Annotated in this window: 13 protein-coding genes; 11 read left to right on the forward strand and 2 right to left on the reverse strand. The window is 64.3% G+C overall.

All coding sequences use genetic code 11. The annotated features are described in order from the left end of the window. Window positions 1–186: 186 nt before the first annotated feature. Both AC1D0A_RS11250 and AC1D0A_RS11255 read left to right on the forward strand, forming a co-directional pair. On the forward strand, window positions 187–822 hold the full coding sequence (locus AC1D0A_RS11250; RefSeq protein WP_476945798.1) for a hypothetical protein: 636 nt from the start codon (window positions 187–189) through the stop codon (window positions 820–822). Window positions 823–1031: 209 nt separating this feature from the next. Further along, the gene (locus AC1D0A_RS11255) at window positions 1032–1487 is read left to right on the forward strand and encodes a hypothetical protein (RefSeq protein WP_476945799.1); all 456 of its coding nucleotides are present in this window, start codon (window positions 1032–1034) and stop codon (window positions 1485–1487) included. Between the two features lie 292 nt (window positions 1488–1779). Here AC1D0A_RS11255 and AC1D0A_RS11260 read toward each other — a convergent pair whose 3' ends face one another. Continuing rightward, window positions 1780–2445 carry an alpha/beta fold hydrolase gene (locus AC1D0A_RS11260; RefSeq protein WP_476945818.1) on the reverse strand — a complete coding sequence of 222 codons (666 nt, stop codon included), beginning with the start codon at window positions 2443–2445 and terminating at the stop codon, window positions 1780–1782. A gap of 245 nt (window positions 2446–2690) precedes the next feature. Between AC1D0A_RS11260 and AC1D0A_RS11265 the strand changes: the two genes are divergently transcribed. The 4 genes from AC1D0A_RS11265 to AC1D0A_RS11280 all read left to right on the forward strand — a co-directional run bounded on the left by AC1D0A_RS11265 (window position 2691) and on the right by AC1D0A_RS11280 (window position 8467). Further along, on the forward strand, window positions 2691–3395 hold the full coding sequence (locus tag AC1D0A_RS11265) for a class I SAM-dependent methyltransferase (protein ID WP_476945800.1): 705 nt from the start codon (window positions 2691–2693) through the stop codon (window positions 3393–3395). Window positions 3396–3822: 427 nt separating this feature from the next. Continuing rightward, on the forward strand, window positions 3823–5604 hold the full coding sequence (locus AC1D0A_RS11270) for an ABC transporter family substrate-binding protein (RefSeq protein ID WP_243180954.1): 1782 nt from the start codon (window positions 3823–3825) through the stop codon (window positions 5602–5604). 176 nt (window positions 5605–5780) lie between these two features. After that, on the forward strand, window positions 5781–7322 hold the full coding sequence (locus AC1D0A_RS11275) for an ABC transporter permease (protein ID WP_243180952.1): 1542 nt from the start codon (window positions 5781–5783) through the stop codon (window positions 7320–7322). Between the two features lie 26 nt (window positions 7323–7348). Further along, on the forward strand, window positions 7349–8467 hold the full coding sequence (locus AC1D0A_RS11280; RefSeq protein WP_243181147.1) for an ABC transporter permease: 1119 nt from the start codon (window positions 7349–7351) through the stop codon (window positions 8465–8467). Window positions 8468–8491: 24 nt separating this feature from the next. Here AC1D0A_RS11280 and AC1D0A_RS11285 read toward each other — a convergent pair whose 3' ends face one another. After that, window positions 8492–9121, reverse strand: a complete 630-nt coding sequence (locus AC1D0A_RS11285) for a PH domain-containing protein (protein WP_028275698.1) — start codon at window positions 9119–9121, stop codon at window positions 8492–8494. 78 nt (window positions 9122–9199) lie between these two features. Between AC1D0A_RS11285 and AC1D0A_RS11290 the strand changes: the two genes are divergently transcribed. From AC1D0A_RS11290 to AC1D0A_RS11310, 5 genes are all read left to right on the forward strand, one after another. Further along, window positions 9200–11026, forward strand: a complete 1827-nt coding sequence (locus AC1D0A_RS11290) for an ABC transporter ATP-binding protein (RefSeq protein ID WP_476945801.1) — start codon at window positions 9200–9202, stop codon at window positions 11024–11026. A gap of 305 nt (window positions 11027–11331) precedes the next feature. Further along, complete coding sequence (locus AC1D0A_RS11295; protein ID WP_476945802.1) at window positions 11332–12972, forward strand: peptide ABC transporter substrate-binding protein; 1641 nt, start codon at window positions 11332–11334, stop codon at window positions 12970–12972. A gap of 222 nt (window positions 12973–13194) precedes the next feature. After that, on the forward strand, window positions 13195–14124 hold the full coding sequence (locus AC1D0A_RS11300; protein WP_018773796.1) for an ABC transporter permease: 930 nt from the start codon (window positions 13195–13197) through the stop codon (window positions 14122–14124). Further along, window positions 14114–15109, forward strand: a complete 996-nt coding sequence (locus tag AC1D0A_RS11305; protein ID WP_028275695.1) for an ABC transporter permease — start codon at window positions 14114–14116, stop codon at window positions 15107–15109. The genes AC1D0A_RS11300 and AC1D0A_RS11305 overlap by 11 nt, the downstream gene beginning before the upstream one ends. 11 nt (window positions 15110–15120) lie before the next feature. Further along, complete coding sequence (locus AC1D0A_RS11310; protein WP_243180945.1) at window positions 15121–16842, forward strand: ABC transporter ATP-binding protein; 1722 nt, start codon at window positions 15121–15123, stop codon at window positions 16840–16842. Window positions 16843–16853: the final 11 nt, after the last annotated feature.

The raw sequence follows: 16853 nt of genomic DNA on the forward strand, positions 1-16853 counted from the left end.
CCGCAACAGACCCCCTGCCAGCTTCTTCCCGTTTGTTATGTCGATTATTGGGAATGCAGACAGAGAATGCCGCTCGGAGGACGCAACGAGTGCGACTGCGGATAACGCTGACCGCCACACCGCTTTAGAATTTCTGGTAGCTGCCACCCGGGACCAGGGACGGGAAACCACGATGAAAGGAAGCCCATGAACACTGACCCAAGCAAGGCCGGCGCCGTGAATGCTGAGCCACTCACCGTGGACCCTACCGGGCAGGACCCCACCTGGCAGGACCCCACCGTTAAGGACCCTGCTGCGGATGTGAAGCTGCAGCTTCAACTTGCTATTTTCGAGGCCAGCAAGGACTCCGAAGGCAAAAGCCTCGCCGAGATCCTAGAAAGCCTGCGGTCCGCCTTCGCCGCGCGCGGCGTTGCGGAACCGCCGGCCACGTGGTTAGAATCCGTCGCCTCTTCAGCGTTCTATGGTGAGCCCTACCTCCTTGATTTCCCCACTGCGATCGCAGCAGACGCCGTCGTGCCCGCTCCGAATCAGGAAGTCCGGAACCGCCTCGCGGCCCGCCGCGACCTTCGGGCGGAAGACCTTCCGCCCGGAATCTTCCCCTCCGGGAACGATTGGGACGTGCCCGTCATCGAAGCTCCCGCGGGTGCCCCCGAGCCTGTCAACCCGGCCACCATGTCCCGGCGGGCGACGAGAATCGCTGCGGGCCTGGCGTTCGTAGGAGTTGTGGCCGCGGCCACCGTCGTGATCGTCCAGTCTGCCCGTGCATCCAACCGACACAGGACGACCCTGCGGGCCCGCACCCCTGGAGGGAGAGTCAGCTAAGGCAGCAAGCTCAGCTGCCCGCTGGCTCCCCGCCGCTTGGAGAAGAGGTTATTCTGCGACGGAACGTGGTGGAGTTCCGCTTTAACGTCTGAGTCAGCTCCGGTACCTCCCGGGAATCCTCGGCCGAAGTGTTGGGGAACTTAACGTTCTTCCGAGACGGTGATTGTTCCCGAGGCGGTGGCGGCTCGGAGTGCGCTAGCCTGAACGGCGTGGACCGCATAGACATGGATGACGCTGCAACGCTCGTGACCCTGCTGCATGATGGGAGGCGCTCCTCGTCGCTCCGTGCGCTGCTGCCGGGGTGGGACATGCTGCAGGCCGACGTCCCTTCCCGGGAACAGGTAGAGACGGCAATAGCGGTCCTGGTCGGTTCCGGCCTTGCTGAGGTCGACTCATCGTGGGGGATGCGGCTCACGGAGCAGGGCGTGCAGCTCAGGCGGTCCGTGAAAGGTGCTCGGGGGATGCGGGAGATCCCGGGGGCAATCAGCGATCTGCTGGTAGGACGCCAGTTGAGCCGTGCAACGCTGAGTCTTCCTCACGAGGTCTTTGATGCGGCGCGCGAGGACTATCTGGACGAGGCCCAACGCAGGGCTGAGCGCCGATCGCGACATCGCTGGTGGTGGCCCGACGCATCCAGGCCCCGTCCAAGGAAGCCGTCGAGCTAGGATCGCCGCGCCGCTGAGCATGCCGGCGTTGTCGCGGACTAGCTGCGCCAGCTGGGTCACCCGAACACATCCGAGTCGTTCACCCGTCTGGCCGACCACCTGCGCAGCGGTGTGACGAGGGCCGCGCAGGGAGTTCAAAGCAGACTTGTGTTCTATGCTGCGGGCGGGTTGCGGAAAGATCGCGGGCCAGCGGTTGCCAACGGCGGCCTGAATCCACAGGTCCTCGACCGTGCACCGCTGGTGGCGGAGACGTTTATTCGTTACGGAACGTCGTGGAGTTCCGCTTCAACGTCTAGTTTCTGATCTGCTTGAGGCCAAAAGCGATAGCCGCTAAGAACACGTGTTCTTGGCGGCTATCGCTTTTGCGAGCGGGTGAGGGCTTCACGGACGGTTGGTTATGAGGCGGACTCAAGCCAGGAGCTAACGGCGTCCCGTGCGCGGCGGGCTGCTCGTGGAACAGGGAGTGGCCGGCACCCTCGACGACGGTGAACCGGGACGTGGGCAGCGCTTCTGCCCTTTCTTCGGCAGCGTTCAGAGGGATGAGGCGGTCCTGGGCTCCGTGGATGATCGCAGTCGGGCAGGCGCTGGACGGCAGAATCGAGCGGAGATCGGCGCGCTGCACGACTGCCTGCTGCTGTCGGAGAAAGGCTTGTGCACCGACTGGGCTGGTCATGGCGCGCCAGGCGGCTAGGAGTGCATCGTCGGATTCGTTGTCTGCTGCGACGACGCCGGGGAAGGCGGCGTCGACAACAGCGTCGAAATGGCCGCCTTCAACGCGCACGGACTGGCGCGCCCGCGCTTGGAGCTGCTCCGCGGAGTCGGCTCGCGCGGACGTGCTTACGAGTGCGAGAGCGGTGACGCGATCTGGCGCTTGTCGGATGACTTCAAGGGCGACGTACCCTCCCATGCTTGTTCCGAGAACAGCAATGTCGCCGACGTTCTCGCAAGAGAAGAGCAGAGCAGAGGCGGTATCAGGACAATCTTCACGTTCTCAGTCTTGCTGCACCCGCCGACAATAAACTATCGACGCAGGCGTTCTGGCTCACGGTAATCATTTCGACCGTCAGAACAGACCAACCGCGTTGATCCAACGAACGAAACCGAATCTGTTATCAACGGGCGATGCTTACGGGCTTTACGGCCAGGTTGTTAGGATCGGGCCGACCATACTGACCATGAGCGTTTACCCGAGAGCGAGGATCCGTGAAAGCCGACCATTATGACAGTTTTGCCGGGAGCTACTCGGCGGAAAACGAGTCCAGCCTCCTCAACGCCTACTACGAGCGGCCGGCGATGATTGGCCTCGCCGGCGACGTCGACGGCCACCGGGTCCTGGATGCAGGGTGCGGCTCCGGGCCCCTGTCCGCGGCACTGAGCGCGAAGGGCGCGATCATGACCGGCTTCGATTCCAGTCCTGCGATGCTCGAATTTGCAAGACAGCGACTGGGCGCAACCGCAGATCTCTACTTGGCCGACCTCAGCAAGCCGCTCCCTTTCGCGGATGGTTCCTTCGACGACGTTGTCTCGTCCTTGGTCCTGCACTACCTGGAGGACTGGTCAGCGCCGCTTGCCGAACTGCGGCGCGTGCTGAAGCCGGGCGGTCGTCTGATCCTGTCGGTCAACCACCCCACGGTCAGCGTGATCACCCAACCAGCCGAGGACTACTTCGCCATCCGGCAGTACTCGGAGGATTACGAGTTCGATGGCGAGCCTGCGGTTCTGACTTTCTGGCACCGACCACTTCACGCGATGATCAACGCCTTCACGTCGGCGGGATACCGCGTAGCCACCGTGAGCGAACCAGGGCCATCTCCAGACACGCCGCACGAAATCCTTCCGCCGCGCATCCTCACCGGTGAGAAGACAGCATTCCTGTCCTTTATCTTCTTTGTCCTCGAAACCGGCTGATGGCAGCTGAGGGACGTGAGGACACGAGCCGCCGCCGTCCCAAGTTCAAGCCAACGACCTGTCGCGATGGTCAACTGATGAGAAGGAGGCTCTTCGCCGCCCGGCAGCGCGGTAATTCTGCCAAGTAATTAAGGATTAACTGGAGGAGCCCCGATTCTCGGATCGGGGCTTTTCCTGTGTGCGGCGCTTTTATCCTTTTGTTACGCCGCCGTCAACGTTTTGTTGGAAAGCTGGGCCTGCGGAACCTGCCCAATGTTGCAGCTCCATAACGAACTTTACGGTGAGTCAACTTTGGTGGCTCCGAACGGCCTTTGGGGTTACGCTTCATGCCATGTGAGACGGGCCACACTGCCGCTGGGGGAGTGTGGACGTCTGTCTGGCGCCTTCGGCGCCGGTCTCACCCACACCACAGAAACAAGGAGGCGGAATGCGCTTGGGTCGTATTTCCAAAGCAGTGGGCGTGGCGGCAGCAGCTGCCATCGCCCTCAGCGCCTGCGCGGGCAACAGCGGCGGGACAACCCCGACCACTGCGGCGGCAGCAAGCAAGCAAGGCGGATCGGCAACCGTAGTAGAGGTCAACGCGTTTAACACGTTCAACCCGAACACGGCCGATGGAAACACTGACATCAACTCAAAGGTCAGCTACGCCACGCACTCGGGCTTCTTCTACATCGACAACAAGCTCAACGTTGTCCGCAATGAGAAGTTCGGCAAGATGGAAAAGGTCTCTGACGATCCGCTGACGGTGAAGTACACCATCAACGACGGCGTGAAGTGGTCCGACGGCACTCCTGTTACCGCGGCCGACCTTGTGCTGCAGTGGGCCGCCTTCTCCGGTTACTACAACGACGCCGACGCGGAAGGTAAGACAGGAACGTCCTACTTCTCCTACGCCGGTGACCCCACCGGTATCGCCCTCACCGACTTCCCGGAACTCGGTGACGACGGCCGCAGCATGACGCTGAAGTACTCCAAGCCCTTCGCGGACTGGGAAATCGCCATCGGCGGCCCCGGCATCGACATCCCCGCCCACGTCCTGGCCAAGAAGGCAGGCCTGGCGGACACCAAGGCGTTCATTGACCTGTTGAAGGGCATGCCCCGCGGCGATTCCAAGGCCCCCAAGCCGGCGAACGCCCAGCTCAAGGCTATGGCGGACATGTGGAACACGGGCTTTGACACGAAGACCCTGCCGGCTGATCCGAGCCTGTACCTCTCCAATGGCCCGTTCCTCGTCAAGACCATCAACCAGGACCAGTCCCTGACCATGGTCAAGAACAAGGACTACAACTGGGGACCGGAAGCCAATCTGGACGAAATCACCGTCCGCTACATCGGTGAGGCACCCGCCCAGGTCCAGGCTCTCAAGAACGGCGAGGCCGACATCATCGCCCCGCAGGCATCCGCGGACACCGTGGAGCAGCTCAAGGCACTCGAAAGTCAGGGCGTGACGGTCGACGTCGGCAACCAGCTCGCGTACGACCACATCGACCTGAACTACTCGGGCCCGTTTGCCGACAAGAACGTCCGCGAGGCGTTCATGAAGGCCGTCCCGCGTACGGACATCGTCGACAAGATCGTCAAGAAGCTGGATCCGAAGGCTGCACCGCTTGACTCCCAGCTCTTCGTTCCGGACCAGGCCCCGTACGCCGACTCGGCCAAGAACAACGGTTCCTCCTCCTACCAGGGTGTGGACATCGAGGGTGCCAAGAAGCTCCTCAACGGCGCCACCCCCGAAGTTCGCATCATGTACAACAAGGACAACCCCAACCGTGTTGACGCTTTCTCCCTGATCAGCGAGTCCGCCACCAAGGCCGGCTTCAAGATCGTCGACGGCGGCCTCGGCAAGTCTGACTGGGGCAAGGCCCTCGGTGACGGCAGCTACGATGCCACCATCTTTGGCTGGAGCAACTCGGGTGTCGGCGTCTCCGGCGTTCCGCAGATCTTCAAGTCCGGCAACGACTCCAACTTCAACAAGTTCAGCGACCCCGCAGCCGACAAGCTGATGGACGAACTGATTGTCACCACCGACAAGAGCAAGCAGGACGGCCTCGTTGCGCAGATCGACAAGATGATCTGGGATTCGGCCTACGGCCTGCCGCTGTTCCAGTCGGTTGGCGTGGACGCGTACAGCGACCGCATCACCGGTGTGAAGTACATGCCGAACCAGACCGGCGTTTGGTGGAACTTCTGGGAATGGGCGCAGAAGTAGCCCGCGACCCCAAGTAACACTGCTGGAAAGGCGTCGGGACCACAGCTTCTTCGGTCCCGGCGCCTTTCTGGCGACATCCCTGACGATGCCGTGGTCCCGCCACATCGGCGGGAACCGGCCAAACTCCGCGACCGGTCCGGGCAATCCCTGGGCCCGAATTCCGAGGTTCTATTCCAATGGTGACCTACATCTTCCGGCGGCTCGTGACTGCCGCCCTCATCCTTCTCGGTGCGTCCTACCTCGTATATCTCCTGACAGCGGCGTCCGGCGATCCCCTCGAGGAATTCCGCGCCAACCCCACGCCCCAGAAGCAGCAGCTCATGGACGCGAGGACCGAGCTCCTGCAGCTGGACACCCCGGCCCCGCTGCGGTACTTCAAATGGTTCGGCGGCGCTGTCCAGTGCCTCGTTCCGTTCGCCAACTCCTGTGACCTCGGGAAGAACATCGCCGGTCAGCCCATCACCGAGGCCCTCGGCTTCGCGCTCGTCCAGACCCTGACCCTCGTCACCGCGGCAACGGTGCTCGCCATCCTGATCGGCATCACCCTGGGCATCGTCACCGCCCTGCGGCAGTACAGCACCTTGGATTACGGCGTGACGTTCATGGCCTTCCTGTTCTTCTCCCTGCCGATCTTCTGGGTCGCCGTCCTGCTCAAGGAATTCGGCGCCATCGGCTTCAACGACTTCCTGCGGAACCCCGACGTGCCGCTGCCCGCGGCCCTCGGGATTGGCGTCGTCGTCGGCGCGGTGACAGCCGTCGCGGCGGGCGGGACCATGCGGCGCCGGCTGCTGGCCGGCGCCGTCGCCTTCGGCTTCGTCACCGCGGTGCTCATTTACTTCTCCGCCACCGAATGGTTCAAGACCCCGGGCCTGGGCCCCGTGGTCATCGCCATCGCCGGTGTCGGCATCGCGTTCGCCGTGACCCTGCTCTCCGCCGGGCTGAAAAACCGCAAGGCCCTGCAGTCGGCCCTCATCGCCGTCGGCGTTGGAGTCGTGTTCTACTTCCTCCTTCAGCCGCTGCTCAACGAGGCCACATTCCTGATGATCGTGCTCCTGGCGGTCGCCTTCGTCCTGATCGGCATGGGCATCGGCTACCTGGTGGGCGGCTACGACCGTGGGCAGTCCATGCGGGCGGCAGCCATCACCTCGTTCCTGGTCGGATTCCTGATCCTGCTGGACCGGTACATGCAGGCGTGGCCCAGCTACTTCAACAACAGCCGTGTGCGCGGCCGGCCGATCGCCACCATCGGTGCCAGCACGCCGAACATCCAGGGCGACTTCTGGGTCCTGAGCCTTGACTCCTTTACCCACCTGATCCTGCCCACCCTGGCCCTGATCCTCATTTCACTGGCCAGCTACACCCGCTTCACCCGGGCTTCGATGCTCGAAATCATGAACATGGACTACATCCGAACGGCCCGGGCCAAAGGCCTGAGCGAGCGGACCGTCATCATGCGCCACGCCTTCCGCAACGCCCTGATCCCGATCGCCACGATCGTGGCCTTCGACATTGGGGCGCTGATCGGCGGTGCCGTCATCACCGAAACCGTCTTCTCGGTCCGCGGCATGGGCTTCCTGTTCCTGGACGGGATCGCGCACACCGATCCCAACCCGGTCATGGGCGTCTTCATCTGCGTGGCCATCACGGCCATGGTCTTCAACCTCATCGCGGACCTCGCCTACTCCGCACTGGATCCGCGCGTAAGGGTAAAAGCATGAGCCAGCCAAGTCAGCAGGAAGTAATCATGGCCGAAGACGAAGCCTCGCGGATATCAGCCGCGGCCGGCGTTGAGCCGGTCCTTGAGGCCAAGGGCCTCAGCCAGGGCCAGATCGTCCGGAAGCGTTTCCTCGGACACTCCGGCGCCATTATCGGCCTCGTGGTGTTCGCCTTCATTTTCGTTCTGGCCTTCACCTCGGTGGGCTACCTGGGAATCCCCGGCTGGTGGAAGTACAACCACACGCAAGTCTCGCCACTGGTCAACGGCGGCGCACCCACCTCCTCGCTGTGGCCGCTGGCCTGGGGCGAACATCCGTTCGGCCAGGACCGGATCGGCCGCGACCTCTTCGCCATGACCATGCGCGGCGCGCAGCAGTCCATCACCATCATGATCGTGATCGGCCTCATCGCCGGCCTGATCGGCGTCGTGGTCGGTGCCATCTCCGGCTACTTCCGCGGCTGGTCCGAAGCCATCCTGATGCGCCTGACCGACGTCATCATCATCATTCCCGCGCTGCTGCTGGCCGCCGTCATGGCCGCCCTCGCCGGCCGCCGGGACCAGGGAAGCTGGTTCGCCTCCTTCGCCAGCACCAACGGCGTCCTGGCCCTCGGGATCTTCCTGGGCCTGATCAGCTGGGTCGCCTTGGCCCGCCTGATGCGCGGCGAATTCCTGTCCCTGCGCGAACGCGAGTTCGTGGATGCGGCCCGGATTTCCGGCGCCAGCAACGCCAGGATCATCTTCAAGCACATCCTGCCCAACGCCGTCGGCGTGCTGATCGTCAACGTGACCCTGACCATGTCCGCCGCGATCCTCACCGAGACGGCGCTGAGCTACCTCGGCGTCGGCGTCAAGGCCCCGGACACGTCACTGGGCCTGCTCATCTCCCAGAACCAGCAGGCCTTCGCCACACGGCCCTGGCTCTTCTGGTTCCCGGGCATGTTCATCGTGCTCATCTGCCTCAGCATCAACTTCATCGGCGACGGCCTGAGGGACGCCTTTGACCCGCGGCAGAAGAAGTTCAATGCCAAGAAGGCGGCCGATCATGGGGGCGCCGCGGTGCAGGCAGGTACCGTCACCGGACTTGGCGCCCCGGCGCCTGAGGATCCCCGCAACGACGGGCCGGCTGACGGAACACGGGGCCAGTAGATGCCGGCCCCCTGCAGGACCGCTCTAACCGGCGGTAATCGCCAGGTAGCTTGCCGCCAGGAGCAGTACGACGGCGCCAATCGCCACCCAGCGGACGGTCACCGTTGCCGCGGTGCTGGCGGCGTCGCCTGCGGCGAGCTGCCCGCCTTCCACGAGGTCATGCCACCGGGCCCGCACCATCATGGCAGCCTGGCCGGAATCCGTGGTCTTCAGATCTCCCGGACGGACCGACTTGCCGGGACCGTAGGTGGTTGCCGGCAGGCCGTGGAGGTCCTCCGGGCGGGCATGGCGGCCGCCCCAGATACCGGGGGCGGGCGCGGCCCAGGAGGTGTAGCTCTTCCGGGCGGTGACCAGCGTCAGTGCAAAACGGGTATCGACGTGCACCAGCGCTGCCCACGGCACCTCAATCGAGCGGAACGGATTCTCCAGGGTGACGCCGGCATCGTGGACTACAACGGACGGCATCCAGAACAGTTGCCAGCCCATGAAGGCAATGAAAGCCAGCGGGGCGATGCCGCCCAGCGCCCCCGGACCCGCCATGACGACCGTGACCACGACACCGAACGCGGCCACCGCCCAGGACAGCAACGCGAACCACTTGTTGGTTCGTGCTTTGAAGACTTCAACATTTCCGGCGTGCGGCGTAGAGCTCATGCCCCCAATAATTCAGTATTCCGAGCCGCAGCACTAATCCCCGGTGCACCGGCGGCCCGGGCGGAAGGATAGCCCATCATGACTGACTTCATCACCCTCGATCCGCCGGCGTCACCTGTGCCTGGCAAAGGCGAAACTGTCCTGGAGGTCCGGGATCTCAGCGTGGATTTCGGCGTGGACAAGAAATGGGTCCCGGCAGCGATCGGCCTGAACTACGAGGTCCGGGCCGGCGAAGTACTCGCCATCGTGGGGGAGTCCGGCTCCGGAAAGAGCGCCAGTTCAATGGCGCTGCTGGGCCTGCTGCCGAGTAACAGCCGTGTGACAGGAAGTGTCAAGCTCGCCGGCCGTGAGCTGCTGGGGAGCAATGAGGCCAATATCCGCGCGGTGCGCGGCAAGGACGTCGCGGTGATCTTCCAGGAGCCGATGACGGCCCTGAACCCGGTGTACACAGTGGGGTCGCAGATTGTAGAAACTGTGCGTCTGCACAACGAGGTTTCCCCGGAAGAAGCCCGGCTCCGTGCCCTGCGCATGCTGGAACTTGTCGAACTGCCCGATCCGGAGAAAGCCTTCCGGTCTTACCCGCACCAGCTTTCCGGCGGCCAGCGCCAGCGCGCCATGATCGCTCAGTCGCTCTCCTGCGACCCGAAGCTGCTCATTGCCGATGAGCCGACCACGGCCCTCGACGTGACCGTCCAGGCCGAAATCCTTGACCTCATGCGCAACCTGCGGAACAAACTGGACAGTGCCATTGTCCTCATCACCCACGACATGGGAGTGGTGGCCGACCTCGCCGACCGGATCGCCGTCATGCGCAAGGGCCTGATCGTGGAGACGGGCACGGCAGCGCAGATCTTCCACAACCCGCAGCACGAGTACACCAAGGCGCTGCTGGCTGCGGTCCCGCATCTGGGCCAGGGCGGCGCGGATTCCACGGCGGACGTGGACGTCACCGCCGCCCTCGCCGCCGCGACCCACGTCGAGATCCTCTCCATTCCTGAAGACGAGCTGATCCGGCGCGAGCGCGAAAACGCCGCCGCCCTCGCCGCGGCCGAGGCGGCCAAGCCGAAGGGCGAGCCGGTCCTGGAGCTCACCGATGTCGCCATCGAGTACCCGAAGCAGGGCCGGGTGCCGGCGTTCCGTGCCGTGGAAGGGGCCAACCTGGTCATCTATCCCGGACAGGTGGTCGGTCTCGTCGGCGAGTCGGGCTCCGGAAAGACCACCATCGGCCGGGCCGCCGTCGGCCTGCTGCCGGTGGCGGCAGGCACCATGCGGGTAGTCGGGCAGGACATTTCCGCCGCCAAGAGGAACGGCCGCCAGCTCCACGAGATGCGCCGGCATGTCGGCATGGTGTTCCAGGATCCGTCGTCGTCCCTGAACCCCCGGCTGCCCATCGGGGAAAGCATCGGGGAGCCGATGTTCCTGGCACGGGCCGCAAAGGGCGCCGACCTGCAGCGGCGGATTGAGGCGCTGCTGGACCAGGTCGAGCTGCCGCGCGATTACCGCAACCGCTACCCGCACGAGCTCTCCGGCGGGCAAAAGCAGCGCGTGGGGATTGCCCGTGCCCTCTCGCTCAAGCCCAAGCTGATGGTCGCCGACGAGCCCACTTCCGCCCTCGACGTCTCAGTCCAGGCCAAGGTGCTCGATCTGTTCCAGAACCTGCAGAAGGAACTGGGGTTCGCGTGCCTCTTCGTCACCCATGACCTCGCGGTGGTGGACGTGCTCGCGGACCGGATCTGTGTCATGCAGCGCGGCAGGATCGTGGAGCAGGGGACCCGCGACCAGATCCTCCGCAATCCCCAGGAGCCCTACACCCAGCGGCTTTTGGCGGCGGTTCCGCTGCCGGATCCGGACAAGCAGCGCGAGCGGCGCGAACTGCGCGCGCAGCTGCTGTCAGGGGCCAGCTGAGGCTTACCCGGAGGGGGCTGGAACGGGGGCGAAAACCGGCGGATTCCAGTTAAGCGCGAGTAACCCAGGTCACACTGCGGGCGAATACTACCAGTCAGTAGCGTGTGACTTGAAATACCCTCCACTTGACGTTAGTCGTCATGAGATTGTCGGATCACGGTTTGGCAACAGAGTTCCAACATCTGGACGGTTTAGGGCTAGGCTACTTCCATATGTAGGCCACGTCACAGGGGATACCCCTGTGCCTGCTTACGGGGAAGCATAAGTTTTTCCCTCACGAACTCCCACAACTCATAGGAGGCGGAATGCGTTTTTCGCGCACTTCCAAAGCACTGGGCATGGTGGCTATCGCCGCCCTCGCCCTGACCGGATGCGGTGCCAGCGGCTCCGCAACCGGTAGCGGCAGTACCGGCGGCGACACGAGCAAAGTGATCCTCGCCGACGGCTCCGAACCCCAGCGTCCCCTCATGCCCGCCGACACCAACGAAGTCGGCGGTGGCAAGGTCATCGACATGATCTTCGCGGGTCTGGTCAGCTACGACCCCAGCGGCAAGCCGGTCAACGAACTCGCCGAGTCCATCGAGGGCAAGGACGGCCAGCACTTCACCATCAAGGTCAAGAAGGGCCAGAAGTTCACGAACGGCGAGGCCATCACGGCCAAGTCCTTCGTCGATTCCTGGAACTTCGGCGCCGCAGCCAAGAACGCCCAGCTCAGCGGTGGCTTCTTCGAAAGCATCAAGGGCTACGACGAAGCCAGCGCAGAAGGCTCCACGGTTGAAACCATGTCCGGCCTGAAGGTCGTTGACGACCAGACGTTCACCGTCGAACTGAAGCAGCCGGAATCTGACTGGCCGCTTCGCCTTGGCTACACCGCGTTTGTTCCGGTTCCCTCCGGTGCCCTGAAGGACCCGAAGGGCTTCGGCGAGAAGCCGGTCGGCAACGGCCCGTACAAGCTCGCGGACGGCGGCTGGCAGCACAACGTGCAGATCCAGCTCGTTCCGAACCCGGACTACAACGGCCCGCGCAAGGCCAAGAACGCCGGCGTGACGTTCAAGATCTACCAGAACGACGACTCCGCGTACCAGGACCTGATGTCCAACAACCTGGACATCCTGCAGACCATCCCGACCAGCGCGCTGAAGAACTTCAAGACTGACCTCGGCGACCGCACCATCAACAAGCCGTACGCCGGCAGCCAGACCATCGCCATCCCGGAATACCTGCCGGAATGGAGCGGCGAGGCCGGCAAGCTCCGCCGCCAGGCGATCTCCATGGCGATCAACCGCGAAGAGATCACCAAGGTGATCTTCAACGGCGCACGCCAGCCTGCCAAGGACTTCACGGCCCCCGTGCTTGACGGCTACAGCGACTCGATCGCCGGAGCCGAGAACCTGACTTTCAACGCCGACAAGGCCAAGGAAGCCTGGGCCAAGGCCGACGCCATCCAGAAGTGGGACGCGAACAAGACGTTCACCATTGCCTACAACGCCGACAAGGGCGGACACAAGGCCTGGGTTGAGGCAGTAGTCAACCAGCTCAAGAACACGCTCGGCATCAAGGTTGAAGGCAAGCCGTACGCCACCTTCAAGGAAGCCCGCAACGACGCCACCGCCAAGACCCTCACCGGCTCCATCCGTGCGGGCTGGCAGGCAGACTACCCGTCGCTGTACAACTTCCTCGGCCCGATCTACAAGACCGGTGCCGGCTCCAACGACGCCAGCTACGCCAACCCGACGTTCGACAAGGCCATCTCCGACGGCCTGAACGCCGCGTCGGTCAGCGACGGCAACAAGGCCATGAACAAGGCCCAGGAGATCCTCCTGACGGACCTGCCGGCCATCCCCCTGTGGTACCAGGTTGCCCAGGGCGGCTGGAGCGACAAGGTCACCAACGTCGACTACGGCTGGGACGGCGTCCCGCTGTACTACAACGTAACCGGTAAGTAACAACAAAACGACGGCGGGGGCCGCCCATACTGGGGCCTCCGCCGTCGTCGTGTTTCCCCCCATTTATTTTCTTGATGTCCGGCTCTTTCGGGCGAACTTTTCGCAGCCCTGCCGCCGTGAGCAAACCGGCGCCGGCCTGCATCCATAGTGAAAAGGTTCTTTGATGAACAACTCCGCCGCATCCCTGGACAGGATGCCTGCCAACGAGGGTGTGACTCGCTGATGTCGACATACATCCTCAAGCGTTTCCTGCAACTGATTCCCGTCTTCCTGGGCGCAACACTGCTGGTCTATTTCCTGGTCTTCAGCCTGCCCGGTGACCCCATCGTGGCCCTGTTCGGCGACAAGCCGGTGAACGAGGCGGTCGCAGCCAAGCTGCGCATGCAGTACCACCTGGACCAGCCGTTCTGGATGCAATACCTGCTTTACCTCAAGAGCATCTTCACGTTCGACCTCGGCCAGGACTTCTCCGGACGCCCCATCGCCGCTGTGCTCGGCGAGGTCTTCCCCGTCACGGCGCGGCTGGCCATCATGGCGCTGATCTTCGAGGCCTTTTTCGGCATCGTCTTCGGCCTCATCGCCGGCCTGCGCAAGGGCAAGCTCTTTGACGCCACGGTCCTGGTCGCGTCCCTGGTCGTGATCGGCATCCCGATCTTCGTCCTGGGCTTCCTGCTGCAGTTCACCATCGGAGTCCAGCTCGGCTGGGCCAAGCCGACCGTCAGCTCCGCGGCGACCATCCCGGACCTCATCCTGCCGGCGATCGTGCTGGGACTGGGATCGTTCGCCTATGTCCTGCGCCTGACCCGCACGTCCGTCATCGAAAACATGAACGCCGACTACGTCCGCACCGCCACCGCCAAGGGCCTCTCCCGGTTCCAGGTGGTCCGCGTGCACATCCTGCGCAACTCCCTGATTCCCGTCATTACGTTCCTGGGCGCCGACCTCGGTGCCTTGATGGGCGGCGCAATCGTCACTGAGGGCATCTTCAACGTCCCGGGCGTAGGCAACCGGCTCTACCGGGCCGTGCTGTCCGGGGAAGGGCCCACGGTGGTCTCGATCGTCACCGTCCTGGTGCTGATCTACTGCCTGTCCAACCTGCTCGTTGACCTGCTTTACGGCTGGCTTGACCCGAGGATCCGTTATGACTCCTGATTACACCACCACCGCACGGCACGCCGATTCCCGCCGCCCGGCCCGCCGGACCGAGCACTTCGTGGCCGATGTCTCCGAGACCCCGCTCCAGGTAACGGACCGGGTCAAGGACGAAGCCGCACCGCTGAGCCTGTGGGGCGAGGCCTGGAAGAACCTGCGCAAGCAGCCGCTCTTCCTCATCTCCGCGTTCCTGATCCTGGTGGTCGTCGCGGTCTCCGTCTTCCCGGGAATGTTCTCGCAGATCGACCCCACGTCGGAGGCCTGCCAGTTGGCCAACTCCGACGCGGGCCCCGCCGCGGGCCACCCGCTGGGCTTCACCCAGCAGGGCTGCGACGTCTACGCCCGTGTCATCTTCGGTACGCGGTCCTCGGTGACGGTGGGCCTCTTCACCACCATCGGAGTGCTGCTGATCGGCGGCATCCTGGGTGCCGTCGCCGGCTATTACGGCGGCTGGATCGACTCGGTCCTGGCCCGCATCAATGACATCTTCTTCGCCCTGCCCCTGATCCTGGGCGCGATCGTGATGATGCAGCTGCCGATGTTCCGTACGAACAAGACCGTGTGGACCCTAGTGCTCATCCTGGTCATCTTCGGCTGGCCGCAGATTGCCCGCATTACCCGCGGCGCCGTCATCGAGGTCCGGAACGCCGACTTCGTCACGGCCGCCCGGTCGCTGGGCGTCTCGAAGTTCGGCGCCCTCATGCGTCACGTGATGCCGAACTCGCTGGCCCCGATCATCGTCGTGGCCACCATCTCCCTGGGCACGTTCATCGTGGCCGAATCGACGCTGTCCTTCCTGGGCATCGGGCTGCCGCCCAGCGTCATGTCCTGGGGCAACGACATCCAGGCGGCTCAGGCCTCGCTCCGCTCCAACCCGATGCCGCTGCTCTACCCGGCCATCGCGCTGTCCATCACCGTCCTGAGCTTCATCATGCTGGGCGACGCCCTGCGTGATGCCCTCGATCCCAAAGCCCGCAAGCGATGAAAGGGGACACCATGAGCGCCTCTGTTGACTTCCAGGAAGCTGAGTACGCCACTGAGCGCCCGCTGCTTGAAATCAAGGACCTGGCCATCGGGTTCACCACCAGCAACGGCGAGGTCAACGCCGTCCGCAACGCCCATCTCACCGTCATGCCGGGCGAAACCGTCGCGATTGTGGGCGAGTCGGGCTCCGGCAAGTCCACCACCGCGCTGGCTGCTATCGGCCTGCTCCCGGGCAACGGGCGGGTCGCGGCAGGCCAGATCCTGTTCGATGGCGAGGACATCTCCAACGCCAGCGAAAAGCGGATGATCGAACTGCGCGGCAACAGCATCGGAATGGTCCCGCAGGACCCGATGTCCAACCTCAACCCGGTGTGGAAGATCGGCGACCAGGTCCGCGAGACGCTGAAGGCCAACGGACTCCCGAGCGGCCCCGACGACGTCGCCAAGGTCCTGTCCCAGGCAGGGCTGCCCGACGCCGGCAGCCGCGCCAAGCAGTACCCCCACGAGTTCTCCGGCGGCATGCGCCAGCGCGCGCTGATCGCGATCGGGCTCGCCTGCCAGCCGCGCCTGCTCATCGCGGACGAGCCGACCTCGGCGCTCGACGTGACCGTGCAGCGCCAGATCCTCGATCACCTGGACAAGATGACCACGGAGCTGGGCACCGCGGTGCTGCTGATCACGCACGACCTCGGCCTCGCCGCCGAGCGTGCCGACCAGGTGGTGGTCATGTACCGCGGCCAGGTTGTCGAGTCCGGGCCCTCGCTGGAGCTGCTGCAGAACCCGCAGCATCCGTACACCCAGCGGCTGGTTGCCTCGGCGCCGTCGCTGGCGTCCCGGCGCATCCAGGCGGCCAAGGAACTCGGCGTGGAAACCGACGACATGCTCGCCCCGAGCGAGACCGGCGTGGTTGAGCCGGCCAAGTCCGACGACGTCCTGCAGATCCAGAACCTCAGGAAGGTCTTCAAGCTGCGTTCTGGCCTGGGCAAGTCCACGGACTTCACCGCCGTCGACGACATCTCCTTCAACGTCAAGCGGGGAACCACGACGGCGATCGTGGGGGAGTCGGGTTCCGGCAAGTCCACGGTGGCGCAGATGGTCCTGAACCTCCTGACGCCGACCTCCGGCAAGATCATCTTCGACGGCGTGGACACCTCCACGCTGAACAGCAAGGAGCTCTTCGCCTTCAGGCGCCGGGTACAGCCGATCTTCCAGGACCCGTACGGTTCCCTGGACCCGATGTACAACATCTTCCGGACCATCGAGGAACCGCTGCGGACCCACAAGATCGGGGACAAGGCCAGCCGCGAGAAGAAGGTCCGGGAGCTGCTGGACCAGGTGGCGCTGCCGCAGTCCACCATGCAGCGGTACCCCAACGAGCTCTCCGGCGGCCAGCGCCAGCGGGTCGCGATCGCCCGCGCCCTGGCGCTGGACCCCGAAGTGATCATCTGCGACGAGGCCGTCTCGGCACTGGATGTGCTGGTACAGGCGCAGGTGCTGAACTTGCTCGCCGAACTGCAGACCCGGCTCGGCCTGACCTACCTGTTCATCACCCACGACCTCGCGGTGGTCCGGCAGATCGCTGACCGCGTGTGCGTCATGGAGAAGGGCAAGCTGGTGGAAACGGGCTCGACGGACGACGTCTTCGAGTCGCCGCAGCAGGACTACACCCGGGCGCTGCTCAACGCCATCCCCGGCGCCGGCCTCATGCTGCCGCCGGAAATGGACGTGGCCTGAGCGGCCGCTTC

The sequence above is a fragment of the Arthrobacter sp. P1_D4 genome, from assembly GCF_056406115.1.